Annotated in this window: 15 protein-coding genes; 7 read left to right on the top strand and 8 right to left on the bottom strand. The window is 51.0% G+C overall.

Annotated features, from left to right (window positions below; all coding sequences use genetic code 11):
* The first annotated feature begins 150 nt into the window (after positions 1 to 150).
* The 6 genes from JWJ90_RS02320 (at position 151) to JWJ90_RS02345 (ending at position 4047) form a co-directional block, all read left to right on the top strand.
* Entirely contained in the window at positions 151 to 765 is a 615-nt protein-coding gene (locus JWJ90_RS02320) for an OmpA family protein (RefSeq protein WP_205225564.1), read from the top strand.
* 405 nt (positions 766 to 1170) lie between these two features.
* Positions 1171 to 1824 carry a Fur family transcriptional regulator gene (locus tag JWJ90_RS02325; RefSeq protein ID WP_205225565.1) on the top strand — a complete coding sequence of 218 codons (654 nt, stop codon included), beginning with the start codon at positions 1171 to 1173 and terminating at the stop codon, positions 1822 to 1824.
* 86 nt (positions 1825 to 1910) lie between these two features.
* On the top strand, positions 1911 to 2504 hold the full coding sequence (locus JWJ90_RS02330; RefSeq protein ID WP_205225566.1) for a peroxiredoxin: 594 nt from the start codon (positions 1911 to 1913) through the stop codon (positions 2502 to 2504).
* Positions 2505 to 2758: 254 nt separating this feature from the next.
* Positions 2759 to 3133, top strand: a complete 375-nt coding sequence (locus tag JWJ90_RS02335) for a desulfoferrodoxin (RefSeq protein WP_205225567.1) — start codon at positions 2759 to 2761, stop codon at positions 3131 to 3133.
* Between the two features lie 189 nt (positions 3134 to 3322).
* Entirely contained in the window at positions 3323 to 3481 is a 159-nt protein-coding gene (gene rd / locus JWJ90_RS02340; RefSeq protein ID WP_205225568.1) for a rubredoxin, read from the top strand.
* 218 nt (positions 3482 to 3699) lie between these two features.
* Positions 3700 to 4047 carry a DsrE family protein gene (locus JWJ90_RS02345; RefSeq protein WP_205225569.1) on the top strand — a complete coding sequence of 116 codons (348 nt, stop codon included), beginning with the start codon at positions 3700 to 3702 and terminating at the stop codon, positions 4045 to 4047.
* Positions 4048 to 4389: 342 nt separating this feature from the next.
* Here JWJ90_RS02345 and cmk read toward each other — a convergent pair whose 3' ends face one another.
* From cmk to JWJ90_RS02385, 8 genes are all read right to left on the bottom strand, one after another.
* Positions 4390 to 5088 carry a (d)CMP kinase gene (gene cmk / locus JWJ90_RS02350; RefSeq protein ID WP_205225570.1) on the bottom strand — a complete coding sequence of 233 codons (699 nt, stop codon included), beginning with the start codon at positions 5086 to 5088 and terminating at the stop codon, positions 4390 to 4392.
* Complete coding sequence (gene hisC, locus JWJ90_RS02355; protein ID WP_205225571.1) at positions 5075 to 6193, bottom strand: histidinol-phosphate transaminase; 1119 nt, start codon at positions 6191 to 6193, stop codon at positions 5075 to 5077. The genes cmk and hisC overlap by 14 nt, the downstream gene beginning before the upstream one ends.
* A 2-nt stretch (positions 6194 to 6195) precedes the next feature.
* Complete coding sequence (gene gatA / locus JWJ90_RS02360; protein WP_205225572.1) at positions 6196 to 7656, bottom strand: Asp-tRNA(Asn)/Glu-tRNA(Gln) amidotransferase subunit GatA; 1461 nt, start codon at positions 7654 to 7656, stop codon at positions 6196 to 6198.
* A gap of 49 nt (positions 7657 to 7705) precedes the next feature.
* Entirely contained in the window at positions 7706 to 7993 is a 288-nt protein-coding gene (gene gatC, locus JWJ90_RS02365) for an Asp-tRNA(Asn)/Glu-tRNA(Gln) amidotransferase subunit GatC (RefSeq protein ID WP_205225573.1), read from the bottom strand.
* A gap of 68 nt (positions 7994 to 8061) precedes the next feature.
* Positions 8062 to 9117: an HD domain-containing phosphohydrolase gene (locus tag JWJ90_RS02370; protein WP_205225574.1), complete on the bottom strand. Its 1056-nt coding sequence runs from the start codon at positions 9115 to 9117 to the stop codon at positions 8062 to 8064.
* A 203-nt stretch (positions 9118 to 9320) separates the two neighbouring features.
* Positions 9321 to 10010, bottom strand: coding sequence for a hypothetical protein (locus tag JWJ90_RS02375; RefSeq protein ID WP_205225575.1), 690 nt, complete (start codon positions 10008 to 10010; stop codon positions 9321 to 9323).
* Positions 10007 to 11344: a PhoH family protein gene (locus tag JWJ90_RS02380; RefSeq protein WP_205225576.1), complete on the bottom strand. Its 1338-nt coding sequence runs from the start codon at positions 11342 to 11344 to the stop codon at positions 10007 to 10009. Before JWJ90_RS02380 ends, JWJ90_RS02375 begins: the two co-directional genes overlap by 4 nt.
* Complete coding sequence (locus tag JWJ90_RS02385) at positions 11286 to 12062, bottom strand: DUF1045 domain-containing protein (RefSeq protein ID WP_205225577.1); 777 nt, start codon at positions 12060 to 12062, stop codon at positions 11286 to 11288. The genes JWJ90_RS02380 and JWJ90_RS02385 overlap by 59 nt, the downstream gene beginning before the upstream one ends.
* A gap of 292 nt (positions 12063 to 12354) precedes the next feature.
* Here JWJ90_RS02385 and JWJ90_RS02390 point away from each other — a divergent pair, with 292 nt between their 5' ends.
* Positions 12355 to 13221 (top strand): alkaline phosphatase family protein, encoded by an 867-nt coding sequence (locus JWJ90_RS02390; protein WP_205225578.1) that lies wholly within the window; start codon positions 12355 to 12357, stop codon positions 13219 to 13221.
* Positions 13222 to 13262: the final 41 nt, after the last annotated feature.

Consider the following 13262-nt stretch of genomic DNA (forward strand, 5'->3'; position numbering starts at 1 on the left):
CCCCCCCTTGAAAACCTAAGGTTTTCCTTGACCTTTTCAGGAACTTGCATGTATACATCGAGCATGGACAAGTCGTTTTCTCCCACTCCTTTTCACCTGATTTTTGTCGCTGCATTCACCCCTTTTTACTTCGCTTAAATGAGGCCTGTTATGTTCACTCACACCCGTTTTGTTGTTGCGGCATGTGTCACCAGCTCACTTCTCTTTCTGGCAGGATGCAGCCCCAAACAGGTTGCTCCGTATTCCGGTAACGGCAACGGCAGCAGCCAAGTGCCCCCCCAAGAAAGTACACAACCCACCATGGGGACCATTACCGAAGAGATGCTTCCGGCGGTGGAAAGCCTTGATGCAACCGGGGAGGGGACAAGCGGCAGCTTTGCCGAAGGGATGGATCAGCAGAGCGAGGCATATAAACGTGCCTATGGCCGTAGCACCCCCAACTTCAAACCGATCTACTTTGATTACGACCAATCCCTTGTTCGCGGTGACCAGATTCCCACCATGGAATACAACGGCAGTTATCTCCGTGACACCCCTGGCTCACGTGTACTCATCGAAGGCAACACCGATGCTCGTGGAACCAACGAATACAACCTGGCCCTGGGAGAACGCCGTGCTGCAAGCGCTAAAAAATACCTGATTGAGTTCGGTATCGAAACGAGTCGCATCCGCACCGTCAGCTACGGTGAGGAGCGCCCTCTCTTCCCCGGTACCGGCAAAGACGACTATGCCCAGAACCGGCGGGACGATTTTATCCTGGAGTAAGCTTCCCCTTTTACCCGAACATTCCCCCGAATCCGTGACGGAGGATGGCAACTGAACAACACATCTTTTTAATAAGACGACGTATTTTTACAAATTCATGTATTGTTCAGTTGCACCCGCCGCCCTTTGGGGCATCCATTAGCACGCCACCTTCATTGCCTGCAACATACCGATAAAGTTTACTTTAATCGGCATATCACAAACATCGAAACTGGCGCACTGATAAATGCTCACGGATTCAGGATTCCTTTTTAACCGGCAGTTCTTCTTTGAAGAGCTGCCGGTTTTTTTTATCTCCCCCTGACGAAATTTTAACAATGATTTTCTTTCTTATTCTGTTTTCATTTCCCCTTGACATGCGAATGATTATCAAATACATTTAGGAAAAATTTCCACAGAGGGAAAATGGAAAAAAAATTACGAATGACCCATCAGCGTGAGATTATCCTTGATGAACTGCGGAGGTGCCGATCACACCCAACGGCAGATGAACTCTACGAGCGGATCAAGAAGAAACTGCCCCGTATCAGCCTGGCCACGGTGTACCGCAATCTTGAGATACTCTCTGAAGTGGGACTTATTACAAAACTGGAGATCAGCGGACGCCAGAAACGTTTCGACTGGGATGTCCAGGATCACGATCATGTTTACTGCACCGAATGTCACCGGGTGGATAATATCCCCACAGCCACAACCACCTGCCTGCCTGTGGACCCTGATCAGCAGAAGGGGTATCAGATCACCGGATGCAGAATTGAATTTTACGGACTTTGTCCTAACTGCCAAAAACCGAGAAAAGTACAAAAGTTTAAAGGAGATAAAGATATGGCCTGCAAATCATGCACAACCGGTTTGAGCGACACTCAACGTCAGGTCCTCGAGGCCTTTGCCAAGAGTGAGGAAGCATGCGGCTCAAAAGACATCGCTGCAGCAACAGGAATGGAGTCAAAAAAAGTTAGCTGCCAGATTACAGCTCTGAAAAAGAAAGGTTTTGTCAGCAGCCCGGTACGCTGCAAATACGAGATCACTGATGAGGGGAAAAGCCAGCTTTCCTGCTAACCTGTCTTCCCCCTGAGAGGGTCTTTTTTGCCCTATATGGGCGCTATATTTATTTATCAACCTGATTTCAACAAGAGGAGATTCACATGTCCTTTCTCGTTACCCAGGAAGCTCCGGATTTCACTGCCACTGCAGTCATGGCGGATAACTCTATGAACCCGGATTTCAAACTCTCTGATTATCGCGGCAAGTACGTGATCCTGTTTTTCTATCCCCTGGACTTCACCTTTGTATGCCCTTCAGAGATTATTGCCTTTGATCGGGCTCTTGAAACATTCAAATCAAAAAACTGTGAAATTATCGGTGTTTCCATCGATTCTCAGTTCTCTCATTGGGCCTGGAAAAACACACCTATCAAACAGGGGGGCATCGGGAACATTCAGTACCCCCTGGTGGCTGATCTCGATAAAAATATCTCTCGCCAGTACGGTGTCCTCCTTGAGGAGGGTATTGCATTGCGTGGTACCTTCCTGATTGACAGGGATGGCATTGTTCGTCATGCCGTCGTGAACGACCTGCCTCTGGGCAGGAATATCGACGAGGCCCTCCGCATGGTCGACTCCCTGCAGTTCCATGAGAAACATGGCGATGTCTGCCCTGCCAATTGGCAGGAAGGCAAGGACGCCATGACCCCAACGGCAAAAGGTGTTGCCGATTACCTTTCCAAACATGACAAATAAGACCATTCATATCCGGTTAAACACAAAGAAAATCAATTTGTCTCTTTCATAACAGGGGAATATGATTTATTCTTTTTAGTGTTTTGCCGGTAAAGGGTAAAGATCGCGAAGATTTTTCCCCCAGAGAGTCTCGTGCTTGCAGTACGGTGCATTGGTGCAATGTTGTGTCCAGACGTGCAACTTTGCAGGCATCGTTTTTCCACTGCGCACTAGAGCGAGACCGCCAAAAATTCTTCAAATTGAGGAGAAAAGCAATGACTAAAGTAAACGAAGTATACAAATGCGCACTCTGTGGAAACATTGTTGAAGTCCTGCATGCCGGCGCTGGTGAGCTGGTCTGTTGCGGCCAGGCCATGGACCTAATGACCGAAAACACAGTTGATGCTGCCAAAGAAAAGCATGTCCCGGTCATCACAAAAGTGGACGCGGGATATAAAGTCGCTGTTGGTTCCGTAGCTCACCCGATGGAAGAGAAACATTATATTGAATTTATTGAGCTGATTGCCGACGGCAAAGTCTATCGCCAGGCCTTGAAACCCGGTGATACCCCCGAGGCAACCTTCTGCATTCAGGCGGAAAACGTATCCGCCCGTGAATACTGCAACTTGCACGGGTTGTGGAAAGCCTGATCGTAAGCGATCACGGGGTACCGAATCTGCGCTGTTATCGGCCTGTTTACGTACAGGCGTACGTACAGGCGTACGCGGCACAGGCCGATGCCTAGCATCTCCGGCACCCCGCAACCGCTTACAGATTCCATCATAGGGGTTCCCTCAGGAGCCTCTGATCTTTTGATCCAAATCACTACGAGGAAAAAAATGAAGAAATACATTTGTGTTGTGTGTGACTACGAGTACGACCCCGCAGCCGGTGATCCTGACAATGGTGTAGCTGCAGGAACCGCCTTCGAAGATATCCCTGAAGATTGGGTCTGTCCGGTCTGTGGTGCAGGTAAAGATCAGTTTGAAGAGGCCTGATTTTTAGACCTGAATCGGTGAATCGGTGACCACCCGCCGTCAGGATTCTGGTCAGAGCCCTCCTCTCTTTAAGGGAGGAGGGCTTTTTCCAAACGAATCTGCATTCTTTCGCATTCTAACCTGCCCCATCTTTCCATGGCTTCTTTCATGGAACCCCCAGTATCGTTCTTCTCCTATCGTTTCGTATCATTCATACACCACTCTTTGAGGTGAGCATCATGCAGAAAACTGTTTTTTTCGCATTCCGAGATAACCCTCTCTGCTTTATTCATGTCCTTTTAAATGCTCTGGATATGGCGGAGAAGGGAATGGAAGGAAAAATTGTTCTGGAAGGGGAAGCTGTGACCCTGGTCCCGATCATGGCAGAACCCGGTCATTTCCTTCATCCGCTCTACACCAAGGCAAAAGCACAGGGACTTATCGTCGGTGCCTGCAAGGCCTGTTCAGCCAAATTGAAGGTAACCGAGGCTGTGAGCAAGGAAGAAATAGCGCTTATTGGTGAGCTGGCCGGGCATCCGGCGATGTCTGACTTTATCTCCCAAGGGTACACCATCCTCACATTCTAACCCGAATTGCTCTTGAACATTTTTTCCGCCATTAAAGGGTGTCATGAATAATTAGATTTTTCAATCAAGGCCAGGTAAGCGCCAGACTCAGCGGGATTGGCAGAAAAAGCAATTATTCAAGATGCCCTACAGTATGTACCTGAACATGCGCAAATGGGCTAGTGTGTGGTGCGGCGTGTGGGAGGGCCATGCAGGAGAGAGGTAGTCTCAATACTCTGATAAGTCCTTTTTCCGGCCTCTTACAATCAACAACGCCCTGCATTCCTTGATGGAATCCAGGGCGTTGTAGGCATCTTGGCTCAACATTTGGCTGAGCAGGACAATCAATTATTCAGCAGTTTCTTACTCGTCACGGCAGCAGGAAGTATGCAAGACATGCTGGTACATGGCCTCCACAACTTCGTCTGCGGTGAGTTGAGTAGAATCTATCGTTATTGCGTCTAACGCAGCAGCCAGGGGAGCTAGGCTGCGTTCCCTGTCATCTTTGTCCCGCTGAATAATCTGGGCAAGCAGTTCAGCCTCATTGACCGACTCACCTTTGCTTTGCAGCTGGGCAGAGCGCCTTTGGGCTCGCTCCTCAGGGCTGGCATCCAGAAAAAACTTCCAGGCGGCATCTGGAAAAACCACTGTTCCGGTATCGCGGCCTTCAGCGACGATACGCCCCTCTTTACCAATCTCCTGCTGGAGTCGAGTCAGGGTCTGGCGGACAGAGGGCAGTCCCGAATACTTGGAGGCAAGCATCCCCATCTCCGGAGTACGTAACTCAGGCCCAATCTCGTCTCCATTCACCACTACACGGACATCGTCACCGCCTGCCTGAGGCGGCAGGAGTTCCATGGTCATGGAATCCAGCAGATCGCTGAGTTCCGGCGTTTCTTTTGCTTCCAATTCATTCTTATGGCACTGGAAAGCAACAGCCCGATACATGGCACCGGTATCCAGGTAGGTGAAATAAAGCCTGGCGGCAAGAGCTCGGGAAGCGGTTGATTTACCGCCTCCGGAAGGGCCGTCAATGGTGACAATACGTTTACGAATGGACATAACCTAAATCCTGGAGACACTCGCCAAGGGCTGTTACAAAACGTTGATTCTCAGCCTCGGTTCCCACGGTGATGCGAATAAAATTGGGGTAACCGTATGCTTTCATAGAACGCACAATAACCCCCTTATAGAGCATAGCCTCGTAGAGTTTGGTGGCATCTCCCTGCACATCAATAAGAAAAAAATTGGTGTACGAAGGGTAGGGGATACAACCAAGTTTGCTCACCTCTTGACTGAGCCAGGCCCGTCCATCGCGAGTACCGCTCAAGGTTCGCTCGTAATGTTCCACATCCACAAGCGCTGCCAAGGCCCCAGCCTGGGCGGGCAGGTTGATGTTAAAAGGTTGCCGCACCCGGTGCAGCATGGAGGCTAGATCACGATGCATGATCCCAAAGCCAACCCGCAGGCCAGCCAGGCCAAAGGCTTTGGAAAAAGTTCGCATGCCTACGACTGCTGGAATATCGGCACAGTTTGCAATATATCCCAGCAGATCAACCCGTTCTTCAGGATCAACAAAATCCACATAGGCCTCATCGAGCACCACGATCACCGACTGGGGGAGTGCGCGTAAAAAGCCATCAAACTCTTCCCTGGTGATGAGTGTCCCCGTGGGATTATTGGGGTTGTCGATAAAAATAAGGCGGGTACGCTCGGTCACTGCCGCCAGGATAGCCGTCAAGTCATGGCGCATATCCTTGAGCGGAATAACAACATTTTCCCCGCCACGTACCTGGACAAACTTCTGATACATGAGAAAGGAAGGGTGGCTGGTGATAACCATATCGCCACTGCCCACACAGGCTTTGACCAAAAATTCGATCACCTCGTTGGAGCCGTTGCCCAGCACGATTTCTTCCGGCGCACAGCCTACCCATTTTGCCAAGGCTTCAGTAAGGTAATAGCTTGATCCATCCGGGTAGCGGTGAAGGTTGGTCAGCATTTGGCCAATGGCTTCCACGGCCTTGGGCGAAGGTCCCCAGGGGTTTTCGTTGGAGGCCAGCTTGATAGCGTTTGTTACCCCGTACTCCCGCTCCAACTCATCCATGGGTTTGCCGGGAGGGTAGGGGACGATATCACGAATATTTTGAGGAACTGTGAGTTGCATAATCAGGCGATAACCGGTTTTTTGCCGACCACTCCGGCACGTTGTTCAAGGTTGTAGGCTGCTTTCAGTAAAACCTCTTCATTAAAGTGGGTTGCCTGCAACTGCATGCCAATGGGCAGGCCGTTACTGCTGAAACCACAGGGAACCGACATACCGGGGATACCGGCAAGGTTTGCTGAAAGCGTTAAAATATCAGAAAGATACATGGCAAGTGGGTCATCCGCCTTTTCCCCCATTTTCCAGGACGGCGTGGGACAAACCGGGGATACCATTAGATCACACTGAGCAAAGGCCTTGGCAAAGTCATCCTTAATCAGGGTCCGCACCTGGGAAGCTTTTTTATAAAAGGCATCATAATAGCCTGAGGAAAGTGCATAGGTACCAATGAGAATACGTCGCTTGACTTCCTCACCAAATCCCTGGGAGCGGGAACGGTTGTACATCTCGATCAGCGAATCGGCCTCCTTATCGCGAAAACCATAGCGAACACCGTCAAAGCGCGCCAGGTTGGAGCTGGCCTCGGCCGGAGCGATGAGATAATACACCGCCACGCAGTAATCGGTATGGGGCAGGTTAACCTCAACAATCTCGGCCCCCGCTTCCTGGAGCATGGTTATCCCCTCACGCACGGATTTTTCCACCTCGGGGTCAAGCCCCTGGCCAAAATACTCCTGGGGAATCCCCACCTTCACCCCGCCCAGCCCATCGGTTAACGAGGCAGTAAAGTCGGGAACATCAACCTTGATCGAAGTCGAATCAAGAGGATCATGTCCGCTTATGGCATTCATCATCAGGGCACAGTCACGCACATCCTTGGTCAGCGGACCGACCTGATCAAGCGAGGAGGCAAAAGCCACCAGTCCATACCGGGAGACACGGCCATAGGTCGGTTTCATGCCCACGGTACCGCAAAGTGATGCCGGCTGCCGAATGGAGCCACCGGTATCTGACCCCAGGGTTGCAAAACACTCATCCGCTGCCACGGCCGCAGCCGAGCCACCGCTGGAACCTCCGGCCACGTACCCAAGTTTCCAGGGATTATGTGGGGTGGAAAAGGCGCAGTTTTCACTGGTGGATCCCATGGCAAACTCATCCATGGCCAGTTTCCCCAGCAGTACGGAACCGGCATCGTTGAGCTTGAGGACTGTTGTTGCGTCGTAGGGCGCGACAAAATTTTCCAGCATGCGTGAGCCGCAGGTGGTGGGCATGGTGGTGGTGCAGAGCACATCTTTAATAGCCAGGGGCACACCGCAAAGCGAACCTCCCTGACCATTTTTGCGCTGGCTGTCGGCTTCTTCGGCCTGGCGCAACGCGCCTTCGCGATCCAGCGCCAGATAGGCCTGGACCTTGGGTTCCACCTGGTCGATGCGGTTGAGCACGGCTTCGGTCAGAGCCACCGAGGTGGTCTCTCCGGAGTCAAGCAGATCCAGGGCCTCATGTACGGTTAATGCAGAGAGTTCCATGGGAGCGTGTATGTTAAAAAGGGAAGGGATGTTGTAAGAGCAGATTCGATCAGCTGATTACGCGGGGAACAACAAAGGCTTCGCCGTTCTGATCCGGACCATTTTGCAAGGAACGATCGCGATCCAGGGAAGGACGAACTTCGTCTTCACGAAAGGCGTTCACCACGTTCTGGGTATGCGTGGTCACTGGGACACCTTGGGTATCAAGTTCATCAAGTTTTGCCACATAGGACAAGATGGAGTCGAGTTGACCGGTCATGCGGTCCACATCGTCCTCAGACAGGTCAAGACGGGCCAGTTTGGCCACGTGCTGCACTTCTTCACGGGTAATTTTCATAGCTCTTTCAAAAAAAATGACTCAAAGGACTGGGCGTTGCAAACCTGTAAACTGTAACGAAAATACAGCTACTGTTTATACAGCGAACGCGCGGAAAGAACAACCCCTGCAAAAATCTCGACCAGCTCTGGATCAAACTGGGTTCCTGCACAGCTGCGCAGTTCACCAATTGCCTCGGGAACGGAAAGGTTTTTTCGGTAATTACGGCGGGAAGTCATGGCATCGTAGCTATCGACGATGGTGATAATGCGGGTCAGGGTATCGATCTCATCGGCTCCGATTCCATCAGGGTAGCCGGTACCGTCGAGCCGCTCATGGTGATGACGAATAATAGCCTGTTCACGGTCCATGAAACTGAGTGGTTCGATTATACTGGCCCCAATGGAGGGGTGTTTTTTAATCAAGGCCCACTCTTCAGGGGTGAGGTTGCCCGGTTTTCGTATACAGGAAAGATCAATAACCAGCTTGCCGATATCGTGAAACTGGGAAGCACGCCGCAAGACCAGCATATCTTCGGCACAGAGCCCGGCGGACTGGCCCAGGAGCATGGCCAACTCGGTGACGCGCACTGTATGCCCGGCGGTATAGCCATCTTTTTCCTCCATGGCCGCCTGCAGGCTGGACATGATCTGGACAGTGGCATCCTCAAGGTGGTTGCTGTATCTCTCAAGAAGCTGATTTTTCTCTTCAAGCTCCCGGGTTTTGGCCTCCACCTCCACCTCAAGCTGCTTTTTATAAGCCTTTTCCTGAAGCAGAAACTGACGTTTTTCCACCGCCTGTTTCACCTTCACATGAAAGAGTTCAATATCTGCAATAGGCTTGGTAAGAAAGTCGTAGGCTCCGAGGTGGATGGCTTTCACCGCATAGTCCATCGAGCCGACGCCTGTTAGAAAAAGAACAGGGATATCAATAGATTGCTCATTAAGCTGTTCCAATGTTTCAAACCCGTCCATGTCGGGCATATTGATATCTAGAACAATGACGTCAAAGTCATCGGAGACCTGCTCCAAGACCTGTCGCCCCGATTCAACCGCCACCACCTCGTGATCAAAAAGGTGAAGAATTTTTTGAATCGCCAAGCGGACGAGACTATCATCATCGGCTACGAGAATCTTTGACCCCATACATCATCCTGAACGATCGGGAACAATAAAGTGCGCTGAAAGGCTGGCGCGAAGAGCCTGCCAGGCCTCGAACTGTGGTCTGTGTAGTTTCCCACAAAACGTGAATTGAGAAAAGATTAAATCTCATTCAAGCTCAACTCGAGGACATTTTTTGATGATTTCGGGGAAAAAACAGGCAAAAGGTGTTCGTAACCTCCTCACTTTTAGGGGTGCACTAAAGAAATCAGAGTTTCGGGAACACCAGGCGGGCCATGGGTGCCGCGGTAGCGCACAAAGAGATTATCTCCCTGGCGAAACCAGTATTCCGCCGACCAAAGCCCTGAAAGTAACCCTTCCAGACGAATAACCACCTTATTTGCCAGCACCTCACTGCCATCACTCTCGACCAGGCGCCCGCTTCCCTGACGCTCTGCCTTTAGGGTCAAGGCGTCCAGGTTGTCAGGACGAACGGTCCAAAAACTGGTGCTGTCCTCTTTGCGCTCTTCCATACAGCGTAAGGAAAACGACAGGGGCTGATACCAGGGACGTTTATCTATTTTCTCGGTTTTATTGATTTTCCTCCCCTCAAAAACACCCGAGTATACCAAGGTGTTCCCTTGACGCTCCACCTGAATATCGATATCCGGGGTCTTGGTGTAATGCCAGGACAGGGTGGCCCCCTGGGGAGTATTCACACTGACAAAGACTTCTTCCTTCTGGCGCTGGATGACAGTAAGGGTAACCTCTTCAGGCTCGGTCTCAAGTTGCCAGACAAACACAAAACTGTCATCACCCGTCCGCTCCTGATACAACACTTCCCGGATTGCCCCCAAAGCTGTGGAAAGTTGGAAAGTGAAGAGGCAGGCTCCCACAACGAAGAATAAGACAGAGGGCCGACAAAAAATGATTTTCATAGGAGTTCACTGGCGAGCATGGCCAGTTCGGAACGCTCGCCTTTTTCAAGGTTCACATGGGCATACAAAGGCTGCCCCTGCATCTTTTCGATCAGGTGGCTCAAACCATTTGATTGGGTATCAAGATAGGGGTGATCAATCTGGTGAATGTCACCGGTCAAAACCACCTTCGTTCCCTCGCCAGCCCGTGTAATGATAGTCTTGACCTCATGCGGCGTGAGGTTTTGCGCCTCATCAACGATCATATACATATGCACCAGACTGCGGCCTCGAATATAGGCCAGGGGTTCGATAATCAGACGTTTTTCCTCCTGAAGCCGCTCCAGAACCTGTCCCATTTCACTCTGATCGGAAAACTGGCCACGAATCACCGCCAAATTATCGTACAGTGGCTGCATGTACGGCCCAATTTTGGAGTTGATATCGCCGGGCAAATAACCAATATCTTTGTTGGACAGGGGAACAATGGGGCGAGCCAGCATGATCTGACGATATTGAAACCGCTGCTCAAGCGCGGCAGCCAGTGCCAAGAGGGTTTTTCCTGTCCCCGCCTTCCCGGACACAGTGACCAGCGGCACTTCCGGGTTACAGAGGGCGTGCACCGCAAAACTTTGCTCCGCATTTCGGGGTGTTATGCCGTAGACTGTGGCCCGTTGAATCTTCTCCAGCCGTTTATCTTCCTGCTTATGGGTGGCCAGAACGGATTTTCGTCCGTTGCGTAGTATCAAATACTCATTGGCCAGCAACTCTTCACTCGTCTCTAAAAGGTTGATACCTACCCCTTCCGGTGCACCGTGCAGCGCATCAATCAGGTGAGAGTCCACCTCTTCCATGAGGCGGCAGCCACTATATAACCCACCGATATTTTTAACATGGTCGGTAGTATAATCCTCCGCCATCAAGCCAACCGACTTCGCCTTCATCCGCAGGTTGACATCCTTGGTCACCAGAATATAGCGCCTGGAAGGATTTTCTTTAGCCAGGGAGTAACCGATATTTAATATCTGATGATCGGGCTTAGAGGCTGAAGGGAAATGTTGTCGCAGATCCTCATGGGTTTGCTGCTCAAGTTTAATGGAGACCCGGCCTTTGTCAGGTCCGATCTGCACACCTCCATTGAGCAGTTTGCCCGCGCTGAGATTGTCCAGGGTGCGGACAAATTCTCGAGCGTGGTAATTTACCGTTTGATTCCCTTTTTTGAACTGATCGAGTTCCTCGAGAACGGTTATGGGGATAACGACATCATGTTCCTGGAAATGATTTATGCATGCCGAATCATGAAGAATGACATTGGTATCCAGGATAAAGGTTTTGGGGGAGGAGCTGTTGGTCATGGGCGACTCGTTCCTCGGTTTGGGGGGATTGACAAGGGAGAGTAAACCGGTGCAGGCACCGCAGGGGTTGCCCGGGGGCCGGTTCGACAAAAAGACAGAGTGCGTCAATGGTTAAAGGGGAATCGAGTAGAGGTTCAAAAAAATCCAACAAGCTGGTGTGTACCCGATCCTTGGTTTTTCCACCGGCCATACGCGATGTCAGGGTGAAGTGAAACCTATACTGTTCAAATACATAGGGATAGCCCCAAAGTTCAAGGTTTTTCTTCTCCTGACCACTGAGCTGAGCGGCCTTACGCCTGGCGAGTTCACTGGGTTTAAGGGGGGCGCGGAAGCGATCAAAGGCGCGGGTGCATAGAGATGACAATCCCTGCAGGGCCGCAGAGTGCCGGACCGGTCGCAGGCAGAAAAAATTATCCAGCTGAGAAACCATCAAGGGGGCAATGGAGATTTGGCGCTGTTGTTCAACAAAGCTTTTCATCGCCCTGACCAGATCCTCTTCCAAGAGACCTTCTTTGAGCCTGAACGGTGCCACGATGGTTGCATGAAACCCATAACGGGCCGGTGTACGTGTAATATCGACAATGGTTTCAGCATCCAGAGCACGAAAGGCGGGCTGTGCCAACGATACTCCACTCACAGCATCCCGGCCAAGCCAGCGGCACCCCTGCAGCCAGAGCGGAGAGGTTGGAGGTGGAGCAAAAAAAAGAGCGTATCTCATAGAAACTCAACAAAACAAAAGTTTATGGAATACTTAAACAGCTACATTCGATGAATCTACTATGGGCAAGTGGTTTTAACCCTGAGTTATAAAATGGTTATGATTCTGTAAAAAAGAATCTTTCCCAGCTCTTCCTGATCAAAATATAACAGCAGATTAACTTCAATATAACAGCAACCTTCTAGATAAGGTCCACATCTGCTTGGTTCCCTGAATAAATAGTAACTCTAGAGTAAACGGGTTTGAGTTTCCTTTCAGGCAAGCGCAATATAAGCAAGGAAAGGAGCGCTCCATGTCCAAATTGCTTGTGGTCATTATAGATGGACTCTGTACTGAAACCCTGGCATGTGCCCATGTTCCCAGCCTGGATGGGTTGGCTCGACGTGGCATTCAGGGAGGGCATTTGCAAACGCAGCATGCAGCCCTCACCCTCCCCAATCTTATAAGTCTCTTTACCTCTCTGCCTTCTGAGGAGCATGGCGTGCTTTCTAACAGCGGCTCTGCCATTCTTTCCCCGCTGGCTACGCCTCTTTTTTCTCTGCTTCGCTACCGTCAGCAAAATATAGCTGCCTTTTACAGCAGTGATCGTCTCCGTAATATCTTTCCCATGGGATCTCTGCAGACTGGCGTCCTGATCAACTCGCAATCCATCCGCAACGTTGATCAGGAACTCAGCCAGCAGACAGCCCGGCACCTGCAGCGGGAAAAACCGGACTGCTGTCTGCTCTATCTGGAGGGACCCAATGTAACCGGAACCCATTTCGGTTTTTCCTCGGAACCCTACCTGGAAGCAGTGGAACAGGCCGGACGATCTATCAGCGTCATCATGGAGCACTTGGCCTTTGTTGGTGCAGAGCAGGAATATTGCACCCTGGTTGTTGGCTGCTGCGGAGCGGCAGCAACACAGACAGAGAACGCCTGCATCTCACCGGTACTGCTCAGCGGCCCTGGCATTCTCCAAGGTATTGTTGAGGAACAGCCTCTTTCGCTGCTGGATCTAACCCCAACCATGGCTTCGCTTTTGAATGTAGCCCCCCATCCTGATTGGCGTGGGCGAACTCTTTCCGAATGGTTTTACCCAAAAACAGTGGAGATGCGCTCCCTTTCCACACGAGTTGCGCAATCAGCTCACAAGCAAGAACATCCGCTTGCAGCCTAAACCAACTCCTCCTGTCCTTCTTCGTCTTCCCCTGGACATAC

The sequence above is a fragment of the Desulfobulbus rhabdoformis genome (assembly GCF_016919065.1).
In the GTDB taxonomy this organism is placed as follows: Bacteria; Desulfobacterota; Desulfobulbia; order Desulfobulbales; family Desulfobulbaceae; genus Desulfobulbus; species Desulfobulbus rhabdoformis.

What these genes read in the sequence shown, in the direction of transcription:
- JWJ90_RS02345 (WP_205225569.1), top strand. Translation starts at nt 3,700, where the DNA reads ATGCAGAAAACTGTTTTTTTCGCATTCCGAGATAACCCTCTCTGCTTT.
- JWJ90_RS02390 (WP_205225578.1), top strand. Translation starts at nt 12,355, where the DNA reads ATGTCCAAATTGCTTGTGGTCATTATAGATGGACTCTGTACTGAAACC.
- JWJ90_RS02325 (WP_205225565.1), top strand. Translation starts at nt 1,171, where the DNA reads ATGGAAAAAAAATTACGAATGACCCATCAGCGTGAGATTATCCTTGAT.
- JWJ90_RS02330 (WP_205225566.1), top strand. Translation starts at nt 1,911, where the DNA reads ATGTCCTTTCTCGTTACCCAGGAAGCTCCGGATTTCACTGCCACTGCA.
- rd (WP_205225568.1), top strand. Translation starts at nt 3,323, where the DNA reads ATGAAGAAATACATTTGTGTTGTGTGTGACTACGAGTACGACCCCGCA.
- JWJ90_RS02320 (WP_205225564.1), top strand. Translation starts at nt 151, where the DNA reads ATGTTCACTCACACCCGTTTTGTTGTTGCGGCATGTGTCACCAGCTCA.
- JWJ90_RS02385 (WP_205225577.1), bottom strand. Translation starts at nt 12,062, where the DNA reads ATGAGATACGCTCTTTTTTTTGCTCCACCTCCAACCTCTCCGCTCTGG.
- JWJ90_RS02370 (WP_205225574.1), bottom strand. Translation starts at nt 9,117, where the DNA reads ATGGGGTCAAAGATTCTCGTAGCCGATGATGATAGTCTCGTCCGCTTG.
- hisC (WP_205225571.1), bottom strand. Translation starts at nt 6,193, where the DNA reads ATGCAACTCACAGTTCCTCAAAATATTCGTGATATCGTCCCCTACCCT.
- gatC (WP_205225573.1), bottom strand. Translation starts at nt 7,993, where the DNA reads ATGAAAATTACCCGTGAAGAAGTGCAGCACGTGGCCAAACTGGCCCGT.
- JWJ90_RS02375 (WP_205225575.1), bottom strand. Translation starts at nt 10,010, where the DNA reads ATGAAAATCATTTTTTGTCGGCCCTCTGTCTTATTCTTCGTTGTGGGA.
- JWJ90_RS02335 (WP_205225567.1), top strand. Translation starts at nt 2,759, where the DNA reads ATGACTAAAGTAAACGAAGTATACAAATGCGCACTCTGTGGAAACATT.
- cmk (WP_205225570.1), bottom strand. Translation starts at nt 5,088, where the DNA reads ATGTCCATTCGTAAACGTATTGTCACCATTGACGGCCCTTCCGGAGGC.
- JWJ90_RS02380 (WP_205225576.1), bottom strand. Translation starts at nt 11,344, where the DNA reads ATGACCAACAGCTCCTCCCCCAAAACCTTTATCCTGGATACCAATGTC.
- gatA (WP_205225572.1), bottom strand. Translation starts at nt 7,656, where the DNA reads ATGGAACTCTCTGCATTAACCGTACATGAGGCCCTGGATCTGCTTGAC.